At 74.8% G+C, this 25791-nt stretch carries 20 protein-coding genes; 6 read left to right on the top strand and 14 right to left on the bottom strand.

Features of this window, described 5'->3' with window-relative positions; genetic code table 11:
* Positions 1-21: 21 nt before the first annotated feature.
* The 4 genes from BMZ33_RS18390 to BMZ33_RS18375 all read right to left on the bottom strand — a co-directional run bounded on the left by BMZ33_RS18390 (position 22) and on the right by BMZ33_RS18375 (position 4717).
* The gene (locus BMZ33_RS18390; protein WP_091114524.1) at positions 22-1092 is read right to left on the bottom strand and encodes a LacI family DNA-binding transcriptional regulator; all 1071 of its coding nucleotides are present in this window, start codon (positions 1090-1092) and stop codon (positions 22-24) included.
* 69 nt (positions 1093-1161) lie between these two features.
* A complete protein-coding gene (locus tag BMZ33_RS18385) occupies positions 1162-2712 on the bottom strand; it encodes an APC family permease (protein ID WP_091114246.1) in 1551 nt (516 codons plus the stop codon).
* 94 nt (positions 2713-2806) lie between these two features.
* Positions 2807-3103, bottom strand: a complete 297-nt coding sequence (locus BMZ33_RS18380; RefSeq protein ID WP_091114243.1) for an antibiotic biosynthesis monooxygenase — start codon at positions 3101-3103, stop codon at positions 2807-2809.
* Positions 3104-3184: 81 nt separating this feature from the next.
* Positions 3185-4717, bottom strand: a complete 1533-nt coding sequence (locus BMZ33_RS18375; RefSeq protein WP_091114240.1) for an APC family permease — start codon at positions 4715-4717, stop codon at positions 3185-3187.
* Positions 4718-5121: 404 nt separating this feature from the next.
* Between BMZ33_RS18375 and speB (BMZ33_RS18370) the strand changes: the two genes are divergently transcribed.
* The 3 genes from speB (BMZ33_RS18370) (at position 5122) to BMZ33_RS18360 (ending at position 8547) form a co-directional block, all read left to right on the top strand.
* A complete protein-coding gene (gene speB / locus BMZ33_RS18370; protein WP_091114237.1) occupies positions 5122-6165 on the top strand; it encodes an agmatinase in 1044 nt (347 codons plus the stop codon).
* Complete coding sequence (locus BMZ33_RS18365; protein ID WP_091114234.1) at positions 6162-8102, top strand: primary-amine oxidase; 1941 nt, start codon at positions 6162-6164, stop codon at positions 8100-8102. Before speB (BMZ33_RS18370) ends, BMZ33_RS18365 begins: the two co-directional genes overlap by 4 nt.
* Positions 8103-8166: 64 nt before the next feature.
* Positions 8167-8547 (top strand): hypothetical protein, encoded by a 381-nt coding sequence (locus BMZ33_RS18360; RefSeq protein ID WP_136697345.1) that lies wholly within the window; start codon positions 8167-8169, stop codon positions 8545-8547.
* Here the strand turns inward: BMZ33_RS18360 and BMZ33_RS18355 are convergent.
* Positions 8544-8924, bottom strand: coding sequence for a type II toxin-antitoxin system VapC family toxin (locus tag BMZ33_RS18355; RefSeq protein ID WP_091114230.1), 381 nt, complete (start codon positions 8922-8924; stop codon positions 8544-8546). The genes BMZ33_RS18360 and BMZ33_RS18355 overlap by 4 nt on opposite strands.
* A 282-nt stretch (positions 8925-9206) precedes the next feature.
* Here BMZ33_RS18355 and BMZ33_RS18350 point away from each other — a divergent pair, with 282 nt between their 5' ends.
* Entirely contained in the window at positions 9207-10481 is a 1275-nt protein-coding gene (locus BMZ33_RS18350; RefSeq protein ID WP_091114229.1) for a glycosyltransferase, read from the top strand.
* Positions 10482-10504: 23 nt separating this feature from the next.
* Here the strand turns inward: BMZ33_RS18350 and BMZ33_RS18345 are convergent, their stop codons facing one another.
* The 4 genes from BMZ33_RS18345 to BMZ33_RS18330 form a co-directional block, all read right to left on the bottom strand.
* Positions 10505-12205 (bottom strand): flavin monoamine oxidase family protein, encoded by a 1701-nt coding sequence (locus tag BMZ33_RS18345; RefSeq protein WP_091114227.1) that lies wholly within the window; start codon positions 12203-12205, stop codon positions 10505-10507.
* On the bottom strand, positions 12202-12999 hold the full coding sequence (locus BMZ33_RS18340; RefSeq protein WP_091114224.1) for a carbon-nitrogen hydrolase family protein: 798 nt from the start codon (positions 12997-12999) through the stop codon (positions 12202-12204). The genes BMZ33_RS18345 and BMZ33_RS18340 overlap by 4 nt, the downstream gene beginning before the upstream one ends.
* A gap of 2 nt (positions 13000-13001) precedes the next feature.
* Positions 13002-14447, bottom strand: a complete 1446-nt coding sequence (locus tag BMZ33_RS18335; RefSeq protein ID WP_169064536.1) for an amino acid permease — start codon at positions 14445-14447, stop codon at positions 13002-13004.
* A 116-nt stretch (positions 14448-14563) separates the two neighbouring features.
* Positions 14564-15163, bottom strand: coding sequence for a helix-turn-helix domain-containing protein (locus BMZ33_RS18330; RefSeq protein WP_091114222.1), 600 nt, complete (start codon positions 15161-15163; stop codon positions 14564-14566).
* A 131-nt stretch (positions 15164-15294) separates the two neighbouring features.
* Here BMZ33_RS18330 and speB (BMZ33_RS18325) point away from each other — a divergent pair, with 131 nt between their 5' ends.
* The gene (speB, locus tag BMZ33_RS18325; protein WP_091114220.1) at positions 15295-16251 is read left to right on the top strand and encodes an agmatinase; all 957 of its coding nucleotides are present in this window, start codon (positions 15295-15297) and stop codon (positions 16249-16251) included.
* Between the two features lie 82 nt (positions 16252-16333).
* Here speB (BMZ33_RS18325) and BMZ33_RS18320 read toward each other — a convergent pair whose 3' ends face one another.
* The 3 genes from BMZ33_RS18320 to gabT all read right to left on the bottom strand — a co-directional run bounded on the left by BMZ33_RS18320 (position 16334) and on the right by gabT (position 21446).
* The gene (locus tag BMZ33_RS18320; protein ID WP_169064535.1) at positions 16334-16828 is read right to left on the bottom strand and encodes an Lrp/AsnC family transcriptional regulator; all 495 of its coding nucleotides are present in this window, start codon (positions 16826-16828) and stop codon (positions 16334-16336) included.
* A gap of 98 nt (positions 16829-16926) precedes the next feature.
* A complete protein-coding gene (locus tag BMZ33_RS18315) occupies positions 16927-20094 on the bottom strand; it encodes an NAD-glutamate dehydrogenase domain-containing protein (RefSeq protein WP_136697344.1) in 3168 nt (1055 codons plus the stop codon).
* Positions 20091-21446 (bottom strand): 4-aminobutyrate--2-oxoglutarate transaminase, encoded by a 1356-nt coding sequence (gene gabT, locus BMZ33_RS18310; protein ID WP_091114206.1) that lies wholly within the window; start codon positions 21444-21446, stop codon positions 20091-20093. The genes BMZ33_RS18315 and gabT overlap by 4 nt, the downstream gene beginning before the upstream one ends.
* A gap of 139 nt (positions 21447-21585) precedes the next feature.
* Between gabT and BMZ33_RS18305 the strand changes: the two genes are divergently transcribed.
* Positions 21586-23094 carry a helix-turn-helix domain-containing protein gene (locus BMZ33_RS18305; RefSeq protein ID WP_091114197.1) on the top strand — a complete coding sequence of 503 codons (1509 nt, stop codon included), beginning with the start codon at positions 21586-21588 and terminating at the stop codon, positions 23092-23094.
* 69 nt (positions 23095-23163) lie between these two features.
* Here the strand turns inward: BMZ33_RS18305 and BMZ33_RS18300 are convergent, their stop codons facing one another.
* Positions 23164-24207, bottom strand: a complete 1044-nt coding sequence (locus BMZ33_RS18300) for an LLM class flavin-dependent oxidoreductase (protein WP_091114195.1) — start codon at positions 24205-24207, stop codon at positions 23164-23166.
* Positions 24204-25748, bottom strand: a complete 1545-nt coding sequence (locus BMZ33_RS18295) for an APC family permease (RefSeq protein WP_169064534.1) — start codon at positions 25746-25748, stop codon at positions 24204-24206. The genes BMZ33_RS18300 and BMZ33_RS18295 overlap by 4 nt, the downstream gene beginning before the upstream one ends.
* Positions 25749-25791: the final 43 nt, after the last annotated feature.

The raw sequence follows: 25791 nt of genomic DNA, 5'->3' as shown, positions 1-25791 counted from the left end.
TGTGCGTCAGCGCACACGGGGTCAGGGGCCCGGCGTCCCCGTCCCGAGCGTCGAGGCGCGCGCCATCAGTTCCGGTCGCAGCCGCTCCGACTCCACGGCCCGCCCGGCCAGCCGGTCCATGAGCAGCTCGACGGCCCGCACGCCCATCCGGTGCATCGGCGACCGGACCGTGGTGAGGGCGACCGGCAGGGCGGCGGCCAGCGGGACGTCGTTGAAACCGACGACGGCGACGTCGCTGCCCACGCGCAGGCCGGCGTCGCGTGCCGCGCCCATGGCCCCGATCGCCGCGAAGTCGTTGACCACGAACACCGCGGTCGGCGGCTCGTCGAGCGCCAGCAGCCGCTCCATGCCCGACCGGCCCCCCTCGGTGTCGAAGCGGGTGTGCACCACGGCCGCGGCCGGGACGTCCACGCCGGCCTCGCGGCAGGCCGCGACGAAGCCCGCGGTGCGGTCGATGCCGGTGCTGGCGTAGGGCTCGCCGGCGACGACGCCGAGCCGGGTGTGCCCCAGGCCGAGCAGGTGCTCGGCGGCCAGCCGCCCGCCGAGCAGGTCGTCGCAGGTCACCGAGGGGTGCCTGCCGGCCCGGCGGGACACGAGCACGAAGGGCACGCCGCGCCGGGCGACCTCGTCGAGGAACCGGCCGTCCTCGTAGGCGTCGCCGAAGACCATGCCGTCGACCCGCCGGGACAGCACCATCTCGGTGCGCGACCGCTGCACGGCCGGGTCGTCGCCGGTGTTGGCCACGAAGGTCGAGTAGCCGAAGGACGCCGAGGCCTCCTCGACGCCCTCGTAGATGGTGGCCAGGACGATGTCCACCAGGCGCGGCACGAGCACCCCGACCAGGTGGCTGCGCTGGGTCCGCAGGCCCGTCGCGTGCGGGTTCGGGCGGTAGCCGACCTCCTCGGCGATCCGCCGGATCCGGTCGCTGGTCTGCTCCCCGGCGGTGCGCACGCCGGTGCCCTGGCTGCCGTTGAGCACCCGCGAGGCGGTCGACACGTGGACGCCGGCCAGCGCGGCGACCGTCCGCAGCGTCGGTCGTCCGCTCGCGTCCCTGTGCGGGTGCGTCGGCTGCTCGCGCACGTCGCGTTCCATGGCCTCCCCCATCGCCGTCCGTGACCCATCCTGCCCGGACGTCCCGACGGCGGTGACCGGCCGGGCGGGTCAGGCCTCGGCGGGGGACGCCGTCACCAGCGCGTGCTCGGGCAGCACGCCGGTGCGGTGCCGCTGGCGCAGCAGGTAGTACGCCAGGCCCACGGCCGCGATGGCGCCGATGAACACGAACGCGCCCCACTGCAGGTACCAGCGGTGGGGCTCCGTGGCGTTGTAGACCTCGCGCCGGGGCCAGGCGAGGTTGAGCGCCATGCCCGCCCCCCAGAGCACGGCCAGGGCGTTGACCGGCAGGCCCCAGCGGCCGAGGGAGAACCACCGCCGGTCGCCGGCCGCCTCCGGCCCCGGCCAGCGCCCCCGCAGCCGGGCCAGCAGCATCGGCACGGTGACCAGCAGGTAGGCCAGGTACACCATGATGATCGCGATGCTGGTGAGCACCGTGAAGATCTGCGGCTGCCGGATGTTGACCAGCAGGATCGACACCGCGAGCACCCCGGTGACCACGGCGGGCACCACCGGCGTCTTGCGCTTCGGGTCCACCCGCGCCAGCCGGCTGCTGAAGGGCAGGTTGTTGTCGCGGGCCATGGCGAAGGCCATGCGGATCGTGGCGGTGTGCACCGCCAGGCAGCACACGGTGATGGCGACGACGATGCAGGCGAGTGCCGCCTTGCCCAGGGCCGGGCCCGCCGCCTGCAGCAGCACGTACTGCAGGCCGCCGGTGCTCGAGGACAGCGCCGGGTCGCCCAGGTCGCGCACCGCCATGAGGCCGAAGAGCAGGATCAGGCCGCCCAGGACGAACGACGCGGTGACCGCGCGGAGGATCGCCCGCGGCGCGGTGCGGCGCGGCTCGATCGTCTCCTCGCCCAGCGAGCTGGCGGTGTCGAAGCCGTACATGACGTAGGCCGAGGCCAGCGCCGCGACGAGGAAGGCGCCGAGGTAGCCGCCGTCCTCCCCTGCCCCGCGGCCGCCGGTGTCGGTGAGCACGTCGAGCGGGCTCCGGGTCACCGCGAGCGCGAGGATGACGACGATCAGCACCGCGGCGACCAGCTCGATGAACACCCCGGCGCTGTTGATCCGCGCCATGAGCCGCACGCCGAAGGCGTTGACCAGCGTGGTGAACAGGATGAGGGCGCTGCCCAGGATCACCGCGTTGACCGCGAAGTCGTAGGTGCCGGTGCCGTCGCCGACGACCTGGAAGCCCGACCACAGCTGCGGCAGCGTGATCTGGTAGGCGAGCACCGTCGCCGACAGGGTGACGACGGACGCGGTGAGCATCATCCAGCCGGTCATCCACGCCGTCGTCCGGCTGCCCAGCCGCTTGGTCCAGTTGTAGAGCGAGCCGGCCACCGGGTAGCGGGCGGCCAGCTCGGCGAAGCACAGCGCGACCGTGAGCTGGCCGACGAAGACCATGGGCCAGGACCAGACGTAGGCCGCGCCACCGGCACCGAAGCCGAAGTAGAACAGCTGGAAGGTGCCGGTCAGGATGGAGATGTAGCTGACGCCGGCGGCGAAGCTGGAGAAGCCGCCGATGCTGCGGTCGAGGCGCTGCTGGTAGCCCAGCTGGGCGAGGTGGGAGTCGGCGTCCTGCGGGGGCTGCGCGCTCATGGCCGTCCGTCCGGTCGTGCGGTGCGGACGCCGTCGCCGGACGGGCCCCTGGTCGGCGGGACGGTAACCCAGACGCCGACGGACGGCAGCCGGCTCAGCCCGGCTCGGCGAGCAGATCGGCGGCGATCACCATCGTCGTCGCGCCGAGGTGCTCGGCGACGGCCCCGGCCATCATCCGCTCCCCCTCGGCCTCCCCGTGCCGGCAGCGGTCGCGGGTGGCGGCGTCCGGCCAGCGGGCGTAGGCGACCCAGGTCCCGTCGTCCGCGCGGTGCAGCCGGGAGCCGTAGCTGCCGCAGGTGGCGTGGATGGCGCGGGTGACCCGCTGCCAGCCCTCGACGAAGGAGTCCTCGGCGCCGGGGTGCAGGCGCCAGCGGTAGACGACGGCGAACACGCCTCTCCTCCTGGGGACACGCGAGGACCGGGTGGCCCGACCCGCGGGGCGGGCCACCCGGTCCTCGCACTGCCCGTCAGCTCACTCGTCGAACACCAGCGACGGCGTGTCCACCCGCAGCGTCCGCCCGCGGAAGAAGTCCGGGTGCCGCGCCCGCCAGGCGAACATCAGCACCACGCCGAGCAGCAGCAGCCCGATGCCGATGACGAACACGCTGCCGATCCCGAACACCGACGAGCCGCTGCCGTAGGCGGGGTCGAGGGTGTCGACGGCGGTCTGCACGAACACCGCGGTGAGCATCAGCGCGCCCAGCAGCGGCAGCACGCCCTTGAACACCAGGTCGCGGGGGCTGCGGAACAGTTCGCGGCGGAAGTACCAGACGCAGGCGTAGGCGGTCAGGCCGTAGTAGAAGCAGATCATCAGGCCGAGCGCGTAGATCGTGTCGATGAGGACGTTCTCGCTGATGATCGTCATCCCCACGTAGAACGCGGCGGTCGCGGCGCCGGCGACCAGGGTCGCGGTCGAGGGCACCCGGTGGCGGGGGTGCACCTCGGCCAGCCGCTGCGGCAGCGCGCCGTAGGTGCCCATGGCCAGCATGGTCCGGGTGGTCGGCAGGAACGTGGTCTGCAGCGACGAGGCGGAGCTCGCGACGACGGCGAGGAAGAGCAGGAACGCCAGCCCCGGGCCGAGGACCGGTCCGGCCAGCGCGGCGAAGACGTTGTCGCTGGTGTCGGGGTTGCCCAGGCCCGTGCCCTCGGTACCGACGCCGGCGTACATCTGCACGACGATCGCGACGCCGACGTAGGTCACGATGATCACCAGCATGGTGAGCAGGGCGGCGCGGCCCGGGGTGCGGGCGCTGCCGGCGGTCTCCTCGTTGACCGTCAGGCAGGTGTCCCAGCCCCAGTAGATGAACAGCGACAGCGACAGGCCTGCGGTGAACGCGCTGAACGAGGTGATCGCGGTCGGGTCGAGCCAGGAGAACTCGAAGGCGATCCCGCGCGGGGCCGAGCCGGCCTTGGCCAGCGCCAGGACGGCGAAGACCAGCAGCACGGCCATCTGGAAGCCGACCAGCACGTACTGCACGCGCTTGGTGGCCTCCACCCCGCGGTAGGTGACCCAGGTGGCGAGGGCGACGAACGCCACGCACGTGAGCGCGTTGACGACCGCGTCGTCACCCAGCGTCGCCAGCGACTCCGACCCGGTGATCTCCCCGAGCAGGAGGTAGAAGAAGGAGACGGCGACGCCGGCCAGGTTGGACAGCACGATGACCGTGGCCAGCAGCGCGCCCCAGCCGCACAGCCAGCCGACGTAGGGGTTGAACGCCTTGGTCGTCCAGGTGAACGACGTGCCGCAGTCCGGCGCCACCCGGTTGAGCTCCCGGTAGGCGTAGGCCACCAGCAGCATCGGCAGGAAGCCGGCCAGGAAGACCGCGGGCATCTGCAGGCCCACCTCGGTCACCGTCGGGCCGAGCGTGGCCGTGAGCGCGTAGACCGGCGCGATGCTCGAGATCCCCAGGACCACGCTCGCCAGCAGCCCCACCGAGCCGCCCGCCAGCCCCTTGGTCCGCAGATCGGTCTGTCGCCCGGTCCCCCGGTCCTGTCCCACCGCCATGCGGCCCTCCTCTCGTCGCACCGCCGTCAGCGGCGGGTTCCCGGCGCGGCGGGTGTGCCGCGCCTCACACGGGACAGGAGGCCACTCCCCCGCCCGGCGGGGAAGAGGCCACGATGTACACCGTGCCCGGGCCACGTCGACAGTCCGGCATGGACGTCGGCACGGATCCGAGCGCCGGGAGCATGCACCACCACTGTTTCGTGCGCGTGTCGACGCACCGCTGACTCATTCCGTCGAGGTAGCCGACCCCTGGGGGTGACCGGTCCCGTCGACACCGGCGACGACACTTGGCAACACGGAAACCGTCGCCTAACGTGTCCTGCGACACGGATTCCGTCGTCCCGACGGCTCGGGAGTGCCTCGACCCGCCGTCCTCCACCGCACATCGATCGGACCTCGACGTCATGACCCGCTACGGCGCCCAGTTCGGGCCCGACATCACCTACCTGGGTGTCGACCGCTGCGACCTCGACGACCCGGCCTCCTTCGCCGGCGCCGACGTCGTCGTCCTCGGCGCCCCCTTCGACGGCGGCACCTCGCACCGCCCGGGCACCCGCTTCGGCCCGCAGGCCATCCGGATGACCGACTACCTGCCGCACGACGGGTCGCGCCCCAGCCTGGCGCTGCGCACCGACGGGCTGCGCGACCTGCGCGTGCTCGACGCCGGCGACGTCGAGATGTACTCCGGCGACATCGAGACCGCGCTGCCCGCGCTCGAGGCCGCGGTGGAGACCGTCACCCGGTCCGGCGCGATCCCGGTCGTGCTGGGCGGGGACCACTCGATCGCCTTCGCCGACGCCAAGGGCGTGGCCAACGTGCTCGGCCACGGGCGGGTGTCGATGATCCACTTCGACGCGCACGCCGACACCGGCGACATCGAGTTCGGTTCGCTGTGGGGCCACGGCCAGCCGATGCGCCGGCTCATCGAGTCCGGCGCGCTGCGCGGCGACCGCTTCCTGCAGGTGGGCCTGCGCGGCTACTGGCCACCGCCGGAGACGCTGGACTGGATGGCCGCGCAGCGCATGCGGTCCTACGAGATGACCGAGATCGGCCACCGCGGGCTCGACGCCTGCCTCACCGAGGCCTCGGCGATCGCCACCGACGAGTGCGAGGGCGTCTTCCTGTCCGTCGACATCGACGTCTGCGACCCCGGGCACGCGCCGGGCACCGGGACGCCGGAGCCGGGCGGGCTGACGGCCCGCCAGCTGCTCGACGCCGTCCGCCGGCTGTGCCTGGAGCTGCCGGTGGTCGGCATCGACGTCGTCGAGGTCAGCCCGCCCTACGACCACGCCGACATCACCGCGGCGCTGGCCAACCGCGTCGTCCTCGAGGCGCTCTCGGCGCTGGCCCGCCGCCGCCGTGACGCCCGCGACGGCACCCGCTGGGACCCCTCGGTCCCCCTGCTCGCGAACCGCCCCGACACCACCCCCCGGGAGAACCCCTCATGACCGAGCTCGCGACGTCCTGCCACGCCTCCGGCTCGGCCGGCGCCCGCGCGGCCGCCGGCACCCCGCACCCGCTCGACCCGCTGACGCCCGAGGAGTTCCGCGCCGCGGCGGCGGTCCTGCGGCGGGACAGGGGGGTCGACGAGCGCTGGCGGTTCGCCTCCATCGAGCTGCGCGAGCCGGCCAAGGACGTCGTCCGCGCCTTCTCCCCCGGCGACCCGATCCGCCGCGAGGCCCGGGTGACGGTGTGGAGCCGCGACGAGGGCACGCCGTACAAGGCGGTCGTCTCGCTCACCGACGACGCCGTCCTCTCCTGGGAGGCGGTGCCCGGCCAGCAGGCCAACATGACCCTCGACGAGTGGCACGAGGCCCACGAGGTGCTCATCGCGCACCCCGACGTCGTCGCGGCGCTGGCGAAGCGCGGGATCACCGACCTCGACCTCGTGCTCATCGACACCTGGGCCTACGGCCACTCGCTCGTCCCGCAGGGCCTGCAGGACCGCCGGGTCGGCTGGACCGACGTGTGGCGGCGCTCGGTCCCCCACGGCAACCCCTACGCCAACCCGGTGATGGGCCTGCACTTCGTCGTCGACCTCAACACGATGGAGCTGCTGCACACCGAGGACACCGCCCCGCCCCAGCAGCCCGCCGTCATGGGCGAGTACCTGCCCGCGCTGGTGCCCGGCCTGCAGCAGCGCACCGACGTCAGGCCGCTGGAGATCACCCAGCCCGAGGGCGTCTCCTTCGAGCTCGACGGCCACGAACTGCGCTGGCAGAACTGGTCGATGCGGCTGGGCTTCAACCACCGCGAGGGCCTGGTGATCCACCGGGTGTCCTACGACGGCCGCCCCGTGGCGCACCGGATGTCGTTCGCCGAGATGGTCGTGCCCTACCGCGACCCGAGCCCCGACCACCACCGGCGCACCGCCTTCGACATCGGCGAGTGGGGCCTGGGGTTCATGACCACCTCGCTCAAGCTCGGCTGCGACTGCCTCGGCGACATCACCTACGTCGACGCCGTCCTGCACGACACCCGCGGCGAGCCGTACACCATCGAGAACGCCATCTGCCTGCACGAGGAGGACGACGGCGTGCTGTGGAAGCACGTCGACGAGAAGGCCGGCTCGGAGGTGCGCCGGTCGCGGCGGATGGTCGTCTCGTTCCACGCCACGGTGGCCAACTACGAGTACCTGACCTACTGGCGCTTCTACCAGGACGGCACGATCCAGTGCGAGGTCCGCGCCACCGGGATCATGGTGACCAGCGCCTTCGAGGACACCCCGCCGGCCTACGGCACCGTCGTCGACGAGCGCACCTACGCGCCGATCCACCAGCACTTCGTCGTCGCGCGGCTCGACATGGAGGTCGACGGCCCGGAGAACACCGTCGTCGTCACCGAGAGCGAGGCGCTGCCGGTGTCCGACGACAACCCCTACGGGCTGGCCGTCGTCACGAGGAGCCGGCCGGTGGAGCGCGAGTCCGAGGGGCGCCTCGACCTCGACTTCGCCACGCAGCGGTCGTTCAAGGTGGTCAACCGGACCAGGCCCAACCGGCTGGGGACCGCACCGGGCTACAAGCTGTACCCGAACTCGGCGCTGCCCTCGATGGCGCACGCGGACGCGCCGTTCCGGCAGCGGGCGCAGGTCATCGACCACCCGGTGTGGGTGAGCCGCTTCGACGAGGAGCAGCGCTGGCCCGCGGGCGAGTTCTGCAACCAGAGCCGCCGCGACGCGGGCCTGCCGGTGTGGCAGGAGGCCGACCGCCCGCTGGTGGACACCGAGCTGGTGCTCTGGCACGTGTTCGGCATCCACCACGTGCCGCGGCCGGAGGACTGGCCGGTCATGCCGGTCGACGTCGTGAGCTTCGAGCTCAAGCCGGTGGGCTTCTTCGACCGCAACCCCGCGCTCGACGTCCCGCCGGCCCCGGGCACGTGTCACTGAGAGAGGACCCCCCTGCCCCCCGCCACTCGCGAGCTCGCGGCGGGACCCTGCACGGGGGCCGAGGATGATGCCGCTCGGCGCGGCGGCCCTGCCGCGGTTCCTCGCGCACAGCGCGGCGGGGGCCGCGGCGGGCTGCGCCGCCGTGCACGGCCTGGCGCTGCTCGCCGTACCGCACGCCCCGATGGCACTGCTGTCGGCGGCCTGCCTGCTGTGCGCGGTGCACCTGTGGCGGCGGCCGGGCCGGGCGGCGTGGGTGGCGCACGTCGTGCTGACGACGGCGATGCTGCTCGCCCACCCGCCGGTCGCCGGCGGTCACGTGCACTCCGCCGCGACCGGACTGGCTGCGTGGGCCGCGCCGGTCGCGGGCCTGCTCGCGGTCGTCGCGCTGCTGCTGGCCGCCGTCCGCGGCTTGGGTGTCGTGGGCTCGCACCTCTGCCGGATCTAGCGGAGCAGGTGGACGCGGATCGGCAGGTCGAGGTCGGACCAGGCCCGGTCGGCGGTGGGGACCTCGGGTGGGTCGCTCCGCACCGTCAGGGCCAGGCAGCACCGGTCGCCCAGGGACAGCGAACGTCCACTCGGCAGCGCGCGCAGCGCACCGGCCAGCTCGGCGTCGGCCTCGGTCACCGGCTCGACGCGTACGCCCGCGGCTGCCAGCAACTGGCGCAGGCGCGTGCTGCCGGCGCCGGCGTCGACGAGCTCCCCGACCACCTCGGCGAGGTTGGCCGTCCCGAGCACGGATCCGGCCAGTGCGGGAACGACCAGGTCGGCGCCGGGTTCGTCGTGGAGCAAGGCGAGGACCGCCGAGGCGTCGAGGACGGTCACTCGCCGGACGCGGCGGCCGCCCGGCGCTCGGCCAGCAGCTCGTCGACCAGGGACCGCGACGCGGACACGGCCGCCTGCACCGCTGTCTGCTCAGGTCACCCCGCCGGTCGGTTCCGCGCCCTCCCGGCTGGCCGGACCTGGAGGGTGCGGAACGAGCCGGCGAGGTGGGCGGTCGCCCGCACCGCGGGGGCGGACGCCACGCCGCCGGTGCGCCGACCGCTTCCCTGCGAGACGGCCACGCGGGACCCTCACCGCGTCCCTGCCCTCGCGAGGGAGTGCGGCATGGCCGATCGGCGCCCCGGCCGGTACCTCATGGCGGTCATCGACGGCGGCGGCACGCTCCCGCCGGCGCTCGGGCTCGCCCGCGAGCTGGTCCGGCGGGGGCACACCGTCGACGTCGTCGCGGACCCGACCGCGGAGGGGTCCGCCCGGGCCGCCGGGTGCGGGTTCCGCCCCTGGCAGCGGGCACCGCACCTCGACACGGTGGCCGACCAGACCGCGCTCATCGCCGAGCTGGAGACCGGCGGTCCCCTCCACCAGCTGGCCGTCGCGCGGGACCGGCTGCTGGTCGGGCCCGCCGCCGCCTACGCCGACGACGTGGTCGCCGCCGTCGCCGACCGCTCCCCCGACGCCGTGCTCGCGGAGGGCGCCGTCCCGGGCATCCTCGTCGGGGCGATCGCGAGCGGCCTGCCCACCGCCGCCCTGATGCCCAACGTGTACCTGCGGCCGACCCGGGGGCTGCCGCTGCCGCTGTCGGGGTGGCTGCCCGGGACCGGACCGCTGGGCCGGGCCAGGGACGTGCTGGCGCCCGCCGCCCTGCGGCTGGCCACTCGCCGGATGGCGCGGGGGCTGGGCGCGGCGCTGGCCGCGCACGGGCAGCCGCCGGTCCCCGACCTCTTCGCGCTGCTGGACCGCTGCGCGGAGGTGCTGGTGATGACCAGCCCGAGCTTCGACTTCCGGTCGCCGCACGTCCCGGCGAACGTGCACCACGTCGGCCCCCAGCTCGACGACCCCGACTGGGCCGCCGGCGACGACTGGCGGCCTCCCGGGAACGACCCGCTCGTCCTGGTCGCGACCAGCTCGGTGTTCCAGGACCAGGTCGACGTGCTGCGCCGGGTGTCCGCCGCGCTGGGCCAGTTGCCGGTGCGCGGGCTGGTCACGACCGGGCGGGCGGTGTCCCCCGACGACGTCCCGGCACCGCCGAACGTGCGGGTCGTCCGCGCGGCGCCGCACCGCGCCGTGCTCGCGGAGGCCGCCGCCGTCGTCACCCACGCCGGGCACGGCACCGTGCTCAAGACGCTCGCCGCCGGGGTGCCGCTGGTCTGCCTGCCGATGGGCCGCGACCAGAGGGCCAACACCGTCCGCGTGCTGCGCCTCGGCGCGGGGGTGCGGGAGTCCCCTGCCGCACCCCCGGAGCGCATCGCCGCAGCGGTGCGGCTGCTCCTCGAGGACCCCTCCTGCGCCGAGGCGGCCCGCCGGTTCGCCGGCACGCTGGCCGAGGAGGCGCGGACCCGCCCGAGTGCCGCCGACCGCGCCGAGGGCCTGCTCCCCGGCTGAGCGGCGGTCCCGGACGGCGGGGGTCAGTCCTCGGGCAGCCGCACGGGTGCGAGCTCGTCGAACACGTCGCCGGGGCCCGGGTTGTCCGGGTGGCTGCGCCCGCCGAGGTGGTGCACCACGCCCCACACCGCGTTGAGCGCCGTCTGCACCGCGCCCTCGGCCCAGCCGGCGGTCCAGGAGATGTCGTCACCGGCGAGGAACAGGCCGCGGTACCGCTCGGGCAGCTCGTCCTGCTTGAAGTGGGTGAACAGCCGCCGCTGGTAGCGGTAGTGGCCGGGCAGGTTGGCCTTGAACGCGCCCATGAAGTCGCGCTCGGACTCCCACGACACCGTCACCGGCGAGGCGATGACGTGCCGGCGCAGGTCGACGTCGGGGTAGATCTCGCGCAGCGACGCGAGCATGACCTCCATGCGCTCGGTCGCCGACAGCGGCAGCCACTTCAGCGAGTCGTCGGCCCAGGTGTAGCTCAGGCAGATCAGCCCGGGCTCCCCCTCGCCCTGGTCGAGCAGGTACGTGCCGCGGGTCATCCGGTCCGACAGCGTCATGCTCATCCGGTGCCGGCCCGTCCGCGGGTCGACGTCCTTCCAGAACGGCCGGTCGACCAGGCAGAACAGCTTCGTCGACCCCATGTAGTGCGTGCGTTCGATCGCCGTCCAGTGGTCGATCGGGAACAGGCTCTCGTCGCAGACGATCCGGGAGAGCAGGTTCCAGCTCTGCGCGGTGAACACCGCCGCCCGGAACGTGCGGATCCCGCCGGCGGAGTCGGTGACGGTGAGGCAGTTGGGCGCGGTCCGGTGCAGCCGGGTCACCCCGGGCAGCGGCCGCCCGCCGGCGTGCAGCGAGGCCAGGCTGGTGCCGGCCGGCCAGTGCACCGGCGCCTCGACCGCGCGCCGCCACAGCCCCACCGGGATCTGCTGGCTGCCGCCCACGATCGAGAGGTGGTCGTCGTCGGCGGCGGTGTAGACCACCCGCAGGATCTCCAGCATCGAGTTCGGGTAGTCGGTGTCCCACCCGCCGGTGCCGAAGCCGACCTGGCCGAACACCTCGCGGTGCCGGAAGGAGCGGAAGGCCGGCGCGGCGGACAGGAAGCCGTAGAAGGTGGTGTCGTCGAGCTGCTCGACCAGTTCGTCCCAGATCGCCTTGATCGTCTTGACGTCGCGGTCGCGGATCGCGGCCTGCATCTCCGCCAGCCGCGCCCCGTGCGCCAGCGTGTCGTGCCAGGCGTCGGCGACCTCGCGGTAGAGCGGCGGCAGGTCGTCGAGGGACTGCGCGTAGTGCGTCTCGCCCTTGAGGTCGACCACCGTGCTCGGGGTGGACACGTCGAGCGGGTTGGGGAAGCGCGTCGTCCGCAGGCCAAGCTGCCGCACGTAGGAGAACAGGGACGTCGACGACGGCGGGAAGCGCATCGCGCCCATCTCGGCGACCACGCCGGGGTGGCCCTCGAACGGCGTGGAGCGCAGCCGGCCGCCGATCTCGTGGGCCTCGTACACGACCGGCCGCAGGCCCAGCCGCATCAGCTCGTAGGCCGTCACGATGCCCGAGAGGCCACCGCCGATGACGGCGACCTCGGTGCCGTGCTCGCCCGCGGGCACCTCGCCGAGCCCGGCCGGGTGGGCCAGCCAGTCGTCGTAGGCGAAGGGGAAGTCCGGGCCGAACATCGTCAGCGGCCGGGCGGGGCGCTCCTCGCCCGGCTCGTGGGCGTTGACGGGGATGGCGGAGGTCATGCGCGGGTCTCCGTGGGGTAGAGCTCGGGACGGCGGTCGGTCAGGTGGGTGTTGAGCCGGCGGGACCCCGCGAGGACGGCGGGGTCGACGTCGGCCAGCAGCAGCTCCTCGCCGCGGCCGGCGCGGGCGAGCTCGGTGCCCTCGGGCGAGATCACGCAGCTGGCGCCGCAGTACACGAACTCGCCCTCGGTGCCGGTGCGGTTGGCGTAGGCGACGTACACCTGGCTCTCGTAGGCGCGCGCGGGCACCAGCACCGTGCCGACGTGGCCGTAGGGGTCCATCAGCCCGGTGGGGACGACGAGCAGCTCGGTGCCGGCCAGCGCGTGGGCGCGCACCGCCTCGGGGAACTCGACGTCGTAGCAGACCAGCAGGCCGACGGTGAGGTCGTCGAGCCGGACCTGCACCACGCCGACGTCGCCGGGCACGAACGCGTCGCGGTCGACGTCGCCGTAGAGGTGCGCCTTGGCGTAGGTGGCCAGCAGGCTGCCGTCCCGCTCGAGGACGGCGACGGTGTTGGCCACCCCGCCCGCGGTGCGCGCCGGGAGCCCGACGGCGATCGCCAGCCCGTGCTCGGCGGCGATCGCGGCCACCCGGTCGGTGAGCGGGCCGGGCACCGGCTCGGCCAGCTCGGCCACCCGGTCGGCGCCGATGGCGTAACCGGTCAGCGACATCTCCGGGGTGACCAGCAGCCGGGCACCGGCCGCGGCCGCGCGGGCCGCGGCGTCGGCGACCGCCGCCAGCCCGGCCCCGGTGTCCGGCGTCCGCGCCGGGCCCTGCAGCAGCGCGATCCGCACGGTCAGACGCCCGTCCGCAGGGCCGAGCGGCGGTACCCGTAGCCGAGGTAGACGGCCAGGCCCAGCAGCATCCAGCCGACGAACACCACCCAGGTCGAGGTGCCCAGGCCGAACACGAGCAGGACGCAGCACAGCACGCCCAGCACCGGGGTGACCGGGTAGAGCGGCGTGCGGAAGGAGCGCGGCAGGTCGGGGCGGGTGCGGCGCAGGATGACGACACCGACGTTGACCAGCGCGAAGGCGAACAGCGTGCCGATGCTGGTGGCGTTGGCCAGCTCGCCCAGCGGGACCAGGCCGGCCAGCAGCGCGATGAGCACGCTGACGATGACGGTGTTGGCCACCGGGATCCGCCGGCGCGCGCTCACCCGGGAGAACACCGGGGGCACCAGGCCGTCGCGCGACATCGCGTAGAGGATGCGGGTCTGCCCGTAGAGCACGGTGAGCACCACGCTGGCGATGGCGATCACCGCGCCGATCGAGAGCAGCACCGCCGTCCAGGTCTGGCCGGTGGCGAGGCTCAGCACGTCGGCGAGCGCGGCCTCCGAGCCGCTGATCTGCTGCCACGGCACCGCGCCGACGGCCGACAGCGCGACCAGGCAGTAGACGACGGTGACCACCAGCAGCGACAGGATGATGGCGCGCGGCAGGTCGCGGCGGGCGTCGCGGGCCTCGTCGCCGGCGGTGGAGGCGGCGTCGAAGCCGATGTAGGAGAAGAAGGCCTGCGAGGCCGCGGCGGTCACGCCGGCGATGCCCATCGGCACGAACGGCGCGAGGTTGCCGGCGCGGAAGGCGGTGAAGGCGACCACGCAGAAGAACAGCAGGACGCCGACCTTGAGCACGACCATCGCGGCGTTGACGCGGGCGCTCTCGCTGGTGCCGCGCAGCAGCAGCGCCATCGCGAGCAGGACGACCACGATCGCCGGGACGTTGACCACCCCGCCGTCACCGGGCGGCGCCGACAGCGCGGCGGGCAGGACCGCGCCGACCGTGTTCGAGGCGAGGTCGTCGATGTAGGCGCCCCAGCCGACGGCGACCGCGGCCACCGAGACGCCGTACTCGAGCATCAGACACCAGCCGCAGACCCAGGCGACGAGCTCGCCCATGGTGGCGTAGGTGTAGGAGTACGAGGAGCCCGAGACCGGGATGCTGCCGGCGAGCTCGGCGTAGGACAGCGCGGAGAACAGCGCGGTCACCGCGGCGAGCACGAAGCCGAGGACGACGGCCGGGCCGGCCAGCGGCACCGCCTCGCCGAGGATGACGAAGATGCCGGTGCCCAGCGTGGCGCCGATGCTCAGCGCGGTGAGCTGCCACAGGCTCATCGACCGGCGCAGCCCGTGCCCGCCGTCCTCCTCGTGCTGGGCGACGATGGCGTCGACCGGCTTGAGCCGGAACAGCTGGCTGCGGCGGGCCGGGGCCACGGTGCCCGTCCCGCTCCTGGTGGTGTGCACGTGCGCTCCTCTGCGGCCGTGTCCGGCGTCGTCCACCCAGGGTCCTCCGACGGACTCCTGTGGCGTGGGTCGCAGCGAGCATCACCATCGGTTGCCCACTTGTCAACAACGGTTTCCTAGGATGGCGGCGGCACGGCCGCCCTCCCCTCGGAGAGCGCGGGCGCGAACACCCACAGCACGCGGGTGGGCCCGTCGGCGCGCAGCGAGCGGAAGCCGTGCTCGGCGCCCGGCGAGAAGGTGAACGCGTCCCCGGTCCCCAGCGCGGTCACCTCGCCGGCGACGGTCACCTCGAGGTCGCCCTCCAGGACGAAGACGAACTCCACCTCCGCCGGCAGCGCGTAGGTCTCCTCGCCGCTGCCGCCGCCCGGCGCCACCTCGGAGAGCAGCGCCTGGAGCCGGCGCTCGCCGGAGGGCGTGAGGAGGTACTCGGTCAGCCCCCGGCCGCCGAAGGAGATCGGCGGGTAGCTGCCCGCCCGCACGACCTCCCCGGCCGGCGCCGCCTCGAACAGGCTGCCCGGCGAGATCCCCAGCGCGGCGCAGACGCGGACCAGCGCGGCCACCGAGGCGCTCGCCTGGTCGCGCTCGAGCTTGCTGAGGAACCCCTTGGTCAGCCCGCAGGCCTCGGCCACGTCGGTCAGGGTGAGCCGACGTGCCTGCCGGACGGCCTTGAGCCGCGCCCCGATCCGCGGTACGCCGTCGTCGAGCGCTGCCTCCACCGCCACCTCCCCGGTCGCCCGTGACCCTAGTTCGCCACGCCAGGGAGTTGACAAGAGGGAAACACGAGTTGACAGTGACCGGCGACCCGGACGGGGGAGCCCGTCACCCGCACCGTCCCGGAGGAGCACCCGTGCAGGAGCAGACCCCGATCGGCCCCGTCGACGCCACCCGCGTGCCGCGCTACGCCGGCCCGGCCACCTTCGCCCGCCTGCCGCGCCTCGACGAGGTGTCCCGCGCCGACGTCGCCGTCCTCGGGGTGCCCTTCGACTCCGGCGTGAGCTACCGCCCCGGCGCCCGCTTCGGCCCGGGCCACGTGCGGGCGGGCTCGAAGCTGCTGCGGCCCTACAACCCGGCGCTCGACGCCACGCCGTTCGGCACCCAGCAGGTGGCCGACGCCGGCGACGTCGGCGTCAACCCCTTCGACCTCGGTGAGGCGATCGAGACCATCGACCGCGAGGTGACCGCGCTGCGCGCCGACGGCACCCAGTTGCTCACCATCGGCGGCGACCACACCATCGCGCTGCCGATCCTGCGGTCGCTGGCGCGCGACCACGGGCCGGTCGCCGTGCTGCACTTCGACGCCCACCTCGACACCTGGGACACCTACTTCGGCGCCCCCTACACCCACGGCACGCCCTTCCGCCGCGCCAGCGAGGAGGGGCTCATCGACATGGAGCGCTCGCTGCACATGGGCATCCGCGGCCCGCTGTACAGCAAGCAGGACCTCGAGGACGACGCCGTCCTGGGCTTCCAGGTGATCCGCTCCGACGACTACGAGGTCGACGGCGTGCGCAGCATCGTCGAGCGCATGACGCGGCGGCTGGCGGGCGGGCCGGTGTACGTCTCGGTCGACATCGACGTGCTCGACCCCGCGCACGCCCCGGGCACGGGGACGCCGGAGGCCGGCGGCCTTACCAGCCGGGAGCTGCTCAACACGCTGCGCGGGCTGGTCGGCCTCGACGTGGTGGGCGCCGACATCGTCGAGGTGTCCCCGCCCTACGACCACGCCGAGCTCACCGGGATCGCCGCGGCCCACGTGGGCTACGAGCTGCTGTCGGTGCTGGCGCTCAACCGCGCCGGGGCCTGATCCCCCTCCTGCGGCAGGTCGTGCTCTGACCACGGGTGTGGTCAGAGCACGACGACGCTCCGGAGGACGTCCGGCCTGCGGCTCAGAGGCCGGCGGCGGGCGCGGGGCCCTGCGGGCCGCGGGTGCCCCACGCGTAGGTCTGCTTGGCCAGGCCCAGGTAGAGGTGGGTCTCGGTGGACTCCACGCCCTCCACCCCGCGGATGCGGGCGACGACGTCGAGCAGCTGGTCGTCGTCCTCGCAGACCACCTCGACGAGCACGTCCACCGACCCGGCGGTGATGACGACGTAGTCGACCTCGGGGAAGGCGGCGATCCGCTCGGCCGCGGTGCGGGCGTCGCCGCTGGTGCGCACGCCGACCATCGCCTGCCGCGAGAAGCCGACCTGCAGCGGGTCGGTGACGCCGACGATCTGCATCACGCCGGCGTCGAGCAGCCGCTGCACCCGCTGCCGGACGGCGGCCTCCGACAGTCCGACCGCCGTGGCGATGCGCGCGTAGGGACGGCGGCCGTCCTCCTGCAGCTGCTCGATGATCGCCCGCGAGACGTCGTCCAGCACGAACTGCCGACGGATGGTCACCCGGGAGCCCTCCCGCCTCGGTCGCCTCGACCCGGCGGTCCCGGGCCCCCGGATGGTAGCGACCACCCGGGAGCCCGGCGCCCTCCCGCCGGGAGAGGTCAGGCCACGGCCTCCACCAGCCGGCGCAGCTCCGCGACCACCACGCAGGCCCGGCCCAGCACGTCGTCGCGGGCGGACGCGGCCCGGTCGCGGACGGCGGCGAAGCGGGCCAGCGCCGCCCCGTGCCGCCCGGTGAGCACCTCGGGGTCCCGCAGCACCGCGGCCACCAGCGCCCAGTGCATCCGGTCGACCTCCTCGCGCAGTGCCGCGCGGGCGGCGACCACCCAGTGCGAGTCGCCGGCCTGCTCCACCGTCCAGGCGTGCACCCGCGGCAGGCCGAGCAGCCGCTCCACCTCGGCGTCGGCGGCCGGCACCCGCCCGACGTCGGCGGTGCCGGCCACGCGGGCGAGGTCGACGACGTCGGCCTGGCAGCCCAGGACCGCCACCCGCTCGGCCAGCTCCGGGCCCGCGCCCGCGGCGGTGAGCTCCGCGGCCAGTGCCCGCGCCCGCTCCCCCGCCGCGCCCGGCCGGGCCAGCCACCCGGCCGGCTCCAGCCCGGCGACGACGGCCCTCAGCGCCGGTGCGGCGGCCGTGAGCGCCGCCGGGTCCCGGTGGGCGGCCAGCAGCCGGTCGGCCACCCGCTCGGTGGCCGCCTGCAGCTCCGGCAGCGCCAGCCGCTCCACGGCCAGCGGCACCTCGCTGCCGACCAGGCCGTCGACCAGGGCCCACACCGGGTCGAGGTCGAGCACCCGGGTGGCCACCGTGTACGCGCGGGCGGCCACCGCGGTGGGCACGGCGTGCCGCTCCTCCAGCCGCAGCAGGAACCCCGGGCCCACCCGGTTGACCAGGTCGTTGGCCAGCTGGGTGGCGGTGATCTCGCGGGCCAGCGGGTGGGCCGCCACCCGGTCGGGCCAGCGCTCGCGCACCGCTCGCGGGAAGTAGGCCGCCAGCACGCCGGCCACCGACGGGTCGTCGGGCAGGTCGCCGGCCAGCAGCTCCTCGCGCACCAGGTTCTTCGAGTGCGCCAGCAACACCGCGGCCTCGGGCCGGGTCAGGCCGGCACCGGCCTGGCGCAGCCGCTCGACGCCCGCCTCCGACGGCAGCCCCTCGAGGTCGCGGTCGAGGCCGTGCCGCTCGAGGTCGCCGATGAGCTGGGCGTGCCGGTCGAGCAGGAACGGTGCCTGCGCGGCGCACACCGACAGCGCCCGGGCCTGCAGCGCGTTGTCGGCCAGCACCGCGGCGGCCACCTCGTCCTCGACCGCGCGCAGCACCGCGTCCCGCTCGGCGCGGGGCACCCCCGACAGCGCGATCTTGAGGTTCACCTCGCGGTCGGAGGTGTCCACGCCGGCGGAGTTGTCGATGAAGTCGGTGTTGAGCGCGACGCCGGCCCGCGCGGCGGCGACGCGGGCGCGCTGGGTCAGCCCCAGGTTGCCGCCCTCCCCCACCACGCGGCAGCGCAGCTCGTCGGCGGTCACCCGCACCGCGTCGTTGGCCCGGTCGCCCACCTGCGCGTCGGTCTCGTCGGCCGCGCGCACGTAGGTGCCGATGCCGCCGTTCCACAGCAGGTCCACCGGCGCCCGCAGCACCGCCCGCACCAGCTCGGCCGGCGACAGCTGCTCGGCGTCCACCCCGAGCCGCGCCCGCACCGGCGGGGACAGCGGCACGCTCTTGGCGTCGCGGCGGTACACGCCGCCGCCGGCCGACAGCGCGGTGCGGTCGTAGTCGTCCCACGAGGAGCCGGGCAGGGCGAACAGCCGCCGCCGCTCGGCCGACGAGCGCGCCGGGTCCGGGTCGGGGTCGAGGAACACGTGCCGGTGGTCGAAGGCGGCCACCAGCCGCAACCGGTCCGACAGCAGCATCCCGTTGCCGAACACGTCGCCGGACATGTCGCCGACGCCGACCGCGGTCAGCTCCCCGTCGGGGTCGACGCCGAGCTCGCGCAGGTGCCGGCGCACCGACACCCAGGCGCCGCGGGCGGTGATGCCCATGGCCTTGTGGTCGTAGCCGCTGGACCCGCCGGAGGCGAACGCGTCGCCCAGCCAGAAGCCGCGGCTCTCGGCGACCTCGTTGGCCAGGTCGGAGAACGTCGCCGTCCCCTTGTCGGCGGCCACCACCAGGTAGGGGTCCTCGCCGTCGTGCACCACGGTGCGCGGCGGGGACACCACCAGGTCGCCGTCCCGGCCGTCGGTGACCCGGTCGTCGGTGACGTCGAGCAGCGCGCCGACGAAGGTGCGGTAGGCGGCGGCCACCCGCTGCTGCACCGCGGCCCGTTCGAGGCCGCGCAGGTCCTCGCGGACGACGAACGCGCCCTTCGCGCCGGCCGGCACGATGACGGCGTTCTTCACCATCTGGGCCTTGACCAGGCCGAGCACCTCGGTGCGGAAGTCCTCGGGGCGCTCGGACCAGCGCAGCCCGCCGCGGGCCACCCGCGCGCCGCGCAGGTGCAGGCCCTCCACGACCGGCGAGCAGACGAAGGTCTCCACCGCCGGCCGCGGCGCGGGCAGCAGGTCCAGCTGCGCCGAGGCGATCTTCAGCGCCAAGGCCGGGCGCGGCGCCCCGGCGGCGTCGGTCTGGTAGCGGTTGGTGCGCACCACGGCGGCCAGCACGTCGCGCAGGCCGCGCAGGATGCGGTCCTGGTCGAGGCTGGTCGTCCGGGTGAGCAGGTCGGCCAGGTGGTCGGCGGCCGACGCCGCAGCCGCGGGGTCGGCGGCGTCGGGGTCGTGCCGGGCCGCGAAGTGCGCCAGCAGCGCCCGGGCGAACTCCGGCGCGGCGAGCACCGTCTCCTCGACGTACCCGCGGGACAGGCCCAGCCCGACCTGCGCGAGGTAGCGGCAGGCGGCCCGCAGCACGGCGACGTCGCGCACCGGCAGGCCCGCGCCGACGGTCAGCCGGGACAGCCCGTCGAGCTCGGTCTCCCCCGCCCAGGCCGCGGCCAGGGCCTGCTCGAGACGGGGCAGCGCGGTCGCCGGCGCCGTCCCGGCCGGCAGCAGCAGCTCCAGCCGGGTGGCCGGCGCGTCACCGTCCCCGGGGACGGCGACGGCGTCGGCCACCCGCACGCCGAGCCGGTCGAGGACCGGCACGACGTCGGCCAGCAGCGGACGGTCGGCCGGCCAGGTGACCACGCCGCCCACCACGCCGCCCACCAGGCCCCCGACCCGGCCGCCGGCGGCCGGGCCCTCCGGTCGCAGGGTCAGCCGGCGGCGCGCGCCGGCGGCCGGGGCGCTCACTTCCCGGCGTGCGCGTCGAAGGCGGCGTCGAGGACGTCGAGGCCCTCGGTGAGCAGGTCCTGCCCGATGACCAGCGGCGGCAGGAAGCGCAGCACGTTGCTGTGCGTGCCGGCGGTCAGCGTGATGACGCCCTCGGCGTGGCAGGCCTTGGAGATCGCGTTGGTCAGCGCGGAGTCGGGCTCGGTGGTGCCCGGCTCGACCAGCTCGACGGCGAGCATCGCACCGCGGCCGCGGACGTCGCCGACCACGCCGGTGCGCTCCGCGATCGCGTGCAGCCGCGGCAGCATGGTGGCCTCGATGGCGCGGGCCGCGGCGTTGAGGTCCTGCTCGCGCATCGTGCGGATGGTGGCCAGCGCGGCGGCGCAGGCCACCGGGTTGCCGCCGTAGGTGCCGCCCAGGCCGCCGGTGTGGACGGCGTCCATCAGCTCGGCGCGGCCGGTCACGCCGGCCAGCGGCATGCCGCCGGCGATGCCCTTGGCGGTGGCCACCAGGTCGGGGACGACGCCCTCGTGCTCGGAGGCGAACCAGGCGCCGGTGCGGCAGAAGCCCGTCTGCACCTCGTCGGCGATGAACACCGCGCCCGAGCGGCGGCACCACTCGCTCAGGGCGGCCAGGAAGCCCGGCGCCGGGACGACGAAGCCGCCCTCGCCCTGGATGGGCTCGATGAGCACCGCGGCCACGTTGCGCGCGCCGATCTGGGTCTCGATCAGGTCGAACGCCCGCGCGGCGGCCTGCTCGCCGGTCGTGCCGGGCGCGTCGCGGTACGGGTAGGACATGGGCACCCGGTAGACCTCGCCGGCGAAGGGCCCGAAGCCGTTCTTGTACGGCATGTTCTTCGCCGTCAGCGCCATCGTGAGGTTGGTGCGGCCGTGGTAGGCGTGGTCGAAGACGACGACGGCGGAGCGGCCGGTGGCCACCCGGGCCACCTTGACGGCGTTCTCCACGGCCTCGGCGCCGGTGTTGAACAGCGCCGAGCGCTTCTCGTGGTCGCCGGGGGTGAGCCGGTCGAGCTCCTCGGCGACGGCGACGTAGCCCTCGTAGGGCCCGACCATGAAGCAGGTGTGGCTGAACGCCGCGACCTGCGCCTGGACGGCGGCGACCACCTCGGGGGCGGCGTGGCCGACGTTGGTGACGGCGATGCCCGAGCCGAGGTCGATGAAGGAGTTGCCGTCGACGTCGACGACCACGCCGCCGCTGGCGCGCTCGACGTAGACGGGCAGGACGCTGCCCACGGCGGAGGTCACCGCGGCCGAGCGGCGGGCGGCGAGCTCGCGCGAGCGGGGGCCGGGGAGCTCGGTGACCAGGCGCCGCTCCTGGGCGACGGTGTCCGGTCCGGGAAGCAGGGTGGTCATGGCTCTCTCCTCGCAGGTCGGTCTCCCCCGACGGGGGACGTCCTCGCCTCCAGGGTGGGTGAGGCACGTCTCTCCCGGTACCGTCCGGACCGGCACCCCACGGGCCTCCGGGTGTCCACTTCGTCGAGAGGACCCGTCCGTGCCGGTCACCGTCGCGACCCTGCTGGGGACCGCGTCGCTGGAGCTGGCGCTGCACACCCGCAGCGCGCCGGTGGACCGCGCCGTCTCGTGGGTGCACGTCAGCGAGCTGACCGACCCGACGCCGTTCCTCGAGGGCGGCGAGCTGCTGCTCACCACCGGCCTGGCGCTGACGCCCGGGGACGCCCCCGCCTACGTGCGGCGGCTGGCCGGCGCGGGCGTGGTGGGCCTGGGCCTGGGCACCGGGCTCAGCCACGAGCGGGTGCCGGGCGAGCTGGTGGCCGCGGCCGACGAGTCCGGGCTGGCGGTGCTCGAGGTGCCCCGGCAGACGCCGTTCATCGCGCTGTCGCGGACGGTCTCCACCGCGCTGGCCGCCGAGGAGTACGCGGCGGTGTCCCGCACGTCCACGGTGCAGCGGGAGCTGACCCGCGCCGCGGTCGGGCCCGGCGCCCCGGGCACCGTCGTCGACCGGCTGGCCCGCCACCTCGGCGGCTGGGCGCTGCTGCTCGACGCCGCCGGGACGCCGCTGGAGGCCGCCCCGGCCGGGGCGCGCCCGCGCGCCGGGGCGCTGGCCGGCGCGGTCGACCGGCTGCGCACCACCCGCCCGCCGGCCGGCGCCGCGCTCACCCAGCCCGGGGAGACGGTGCTGCTGCAGTCGCTGGGCACCGGGTCGCGGGTGCGCGGCTTCCTCGCCGTCGGCCGGCCCGGGCCCTTCCCGGCCGGCGACCGGCACGTCGTCAACGCCGCCGCGCTGCTGCTGACCCTGCGGCTGGAGCAGTCCCGCGCGCTGGACTCCGGCACCGCGGCGCTGCGCGCGGCGATCCTGCAGCTGCTGCTGGCCGGGCAGACCGCCGCCGCCGAGCCCGTGGTGGCGGCGCTGGGCGAGCGGCTGCCGGGCGAGCCGGTGCTGACCGTCGCCGTGCTGGGCAGCGCCGAGCAGCGCGCCGCCGCCGTCGACGTCGCCGCCGACGCGGCCGCCGCCACCCGCGAGCCGGTGCTGTCGGCCGAGGTCGACGACGCCCTCGTCGTGCTGGTGCCCGCCGGCGGGGCGCTGGCCGGCCGGCTGGCCGACCTCCCGGAGCGGGTGCCCGGCGCGGTCCTGGGCACCGCCGCGCCGGTGCCGTGGGAGCGGCTGGGCGACGGCGTCCGGCAGGCCCGCCAGGCCGCCGGGCACGGCCGCGCCGCCGGGCGGCCGGTGACCGCCTTCGCCGACCTGGCCGGCCGCGGGCTGACCGCCCTGCTCGACCCGGCGGCCACCACCGCCTTCGCCGAGGCCGCCCTCGCGCCGCTGGCCGCCGCCGACCGCGCCGGCCCCGGCGACCTGGTCGAGTCGCTGCGCGTCTGGCTGGCCGCGCACGGGCAGTGGGAGCCGGCCGCGGCCCGCCTGGGCGTGCACCGGCACACGCTGCGCAAGCGCATCCGCCGGGCCGAGGAGCTGCTGGGCCGCGACCTGGACTCCCCCGGCGTCCGGGCCGAGCTCTGGCTGGCGCTGCACCCGCCGACCCAGTGACGTCTGGAACGGCCTCGGTGCAGGGGCCCGCGCCGAGCGGAGCGAGGCGTCGGGGGCACCGAGGTCCTTTCAGAAGGCGGGCATCACCTCGTCGTGGATCAGCTGCAGCTGCTCCTCGACCGACGCCACCCCGGGCAGCTCGCGCCCGGTGAAGGTCCGGACGATCGAGGCGTCGGTGATCGCGGCGATCAGGTGGTTGACACCGGTCGGCTCGATCTCCTTGATCTTCGCCGTCACCTCCTCCGGCGTGCCGGCGAACGACAGCTTCTCCGTGAGCTCCGGGGAGGTCAGCTCGATGCCCTTCGCGAGGTCACCGCCGGCGATGGCGTCGACGATCGGCTTCAGCTCCGCCGCGTCGACCCCGTGCCGCTCCAGCTGCTCGGCCGGCATGGAGGAGGCGTAGATGCCCACCATGCTGCGCGCGGCGTCCTTCGCGGCCGCGGAGTCCCGGCCCACCGCGACGACCACCCAGGCACCGAAGTCCAGCGTCGTCCAGTCCTTGCCGGCCCGCTCGGCGCCGATCCGCAGGTGCTCGGCGGCGTACTCGTAGGCCTCGCGGCTGTAGCTCAGCGCGTGGTGGCAGCCGTCCGAGTGCTCCGCGGCGGCCTGGAACGACTTCGGCCCGCGCATCGCGCCCATCTTCACCGGCAGCCGCTCCTGCACCGGCCGGGCGAAGGTGAACAGGCCGTCGTAGCGGAAGAACTCGCCGTCGTAGGTGATCGCGCCGTCGTCCAGGAGGGTGCGGACGACGTGCACCGCCTCGACGACTCGCGACAGCGGCTTGGTCTTCGTCCAGTCCAGCTTGTACTGCGCCAGCAGGCCGAAGTTGCCGCTGGACAGCACGACCTCCGCCCGTCCCCCGGTGAGCTCGTCGAGCGTCGCCGCGGCCTGCGCGATCAGCGTGGGCTCCCGGAGGGTCACCGGCGACACGCTCGGCCCCATCCGGATCCGCGAGGTCTGGGCGGCCGCGGCGGCGAACAGCAGCCACAGGTCCTTGTGCCAGGTCTCGTCGGCGGCGTACACGGCGTGGAAGCCGAGCTCGTCGGCCAGCCTGATCGCCCGCAGGCACTCCTCCAGGGAGTAGTCGGGCAGCATCGCGTAGCTGAACTTCATCGGATCTCCTCACTCACCCGGACACCGGCACCCCGCCGGATCTGCTGGAGCTGTGCTGCGACCTCGCGGGCGTCGCCCTCGGGGACGTGCGCGGAGTGGCGGTCCGGCCGGGCGAGGAACAGGTACAGCAGCCCGCTCCCCGCGACGACGGCCAGGCCGATGGCCACGACCCAGCGGTCGAGGAAGGTCTCGGTGCCCGGCGCCGGCTTGAGCAGCAGCACGATGGCGAACACGCCGTAGGCCAGCGCGAGGACGTTGACCACCAGGCCGGCCGCGCCGAGGTTCCACAGGCCCGCCGGCCGCCAGCCCCGCAGCCGCTGCCGGAGCGCCGCCAGCACGACCGCCTGGAAGGCGATGTAGATGCCGAGCACGGCGAACGCGGTCACCCGCGCCAGGGAGTCGGGCTGCCAGAAGACGAACAGGCAGATCAGCACCGGCACCACGCACACGACGAGCAGCGCGTTGGTCGGGACGGAGTGCCGTGCGGAGACGTGGGACAGCCACCCGCTGGCCGGCAGCATCCGGTCCCGGGCGAAGGCGTAGAGCAGCCGGCTGCCGGCGGCCTGCAGGGACAGCACGCAGGAGACGAACGCGACGACGGTGACGACGAGGAACACCTTCGACCCGACGGTGCCCAGCGAGCTCTCCAGGATGCTCGGGATCGGGTCGACGTCCTCGCCGGCCATGATCGCCTGCAGCTGGGCGTCCGGGGCGGCCAGCACGTAGCCGGCGTAGGAGAGGAAGCCCGACACCCCGCCGACGAGGATGGTCAGGATCATCGCGCGCGGGATCCGCCGGGTCGGGTCGGCGACCTCCTCGGCGACGTCGCCGCAGGCCTCGAAGCCGTAGAAGAGGAACAGCCCCGACAGCGCCGCGGCGAGGAACGTGCCCAGGTAGCCCTCGCCGCCGCCGGCACCGAGGGTGTCGAAGAAGATCGAGAACGGCTGCTCGCGGCGGAACAGCAGCAGGTAGAGGCCCAGCGCGACGACGCCGATCAGCTCGGCGGCCAGGCCGATCCTGGCGATGCGGGCCAGGGTGCGGGTGCCGCTGTAGTTGATGACGAAGGCGAGGACGAGCAGCCCCACCGCGGTCGCCAGCGCCACGCCCGGGCCGGCCTCGATGCCGAACAGCGCGGCGACGAAGCCCCCGCCGAACTCGGCCACCGCGGTGACGGTGACGATGATCGCCCAGATGTAGACCCACGAGACGATCCAGGCGTAGCGCCGGTTCCACAGCCGCCGCGTCCACGGGTAGATGCCGCCGGCCAGCGGGTACTGGGAGACCACCTCCCCGAAGACCAGGGCCACCAGCAGCTGGCCGAGCCCGACGACGACGATCCACCAGATCGCCGGGGGCCCGCCGATGGAGAGGCTGTAGGCGAACAGCGAGTACACGCCCACCAGCGGGGACAGGTACGTGAAGCCCAGGGCCATGTTGGCCCACAGGCCCATGCTGCGCTCGAACTGGCCGGTGTAGCCGAGAGCGGCGAGCTGGGCGTCGTCGTCGGCGGTGCTGCCGGCGTGCGTTCCGGGTGGTGTCACCGGGTCTCCTCGGCTCGGTGGAGGGGTGCCGGCGAACGCCGGT

Source organism: Geodermatophilus dictyosporus (assembly GCF_900115505.1).
Lineage (GTDB): Bacteria > Actinomycetota > Actinomycetes > Mycobacteriales > Geodermatophilaceae > Geodermatophilus > Geodermatophilus dictyosporus.
The sequence above is the reverse complement of the archived record's forward strand: the minus strand, read 5'-3'. Positions and strand labels throughout refer to the sequence as shown.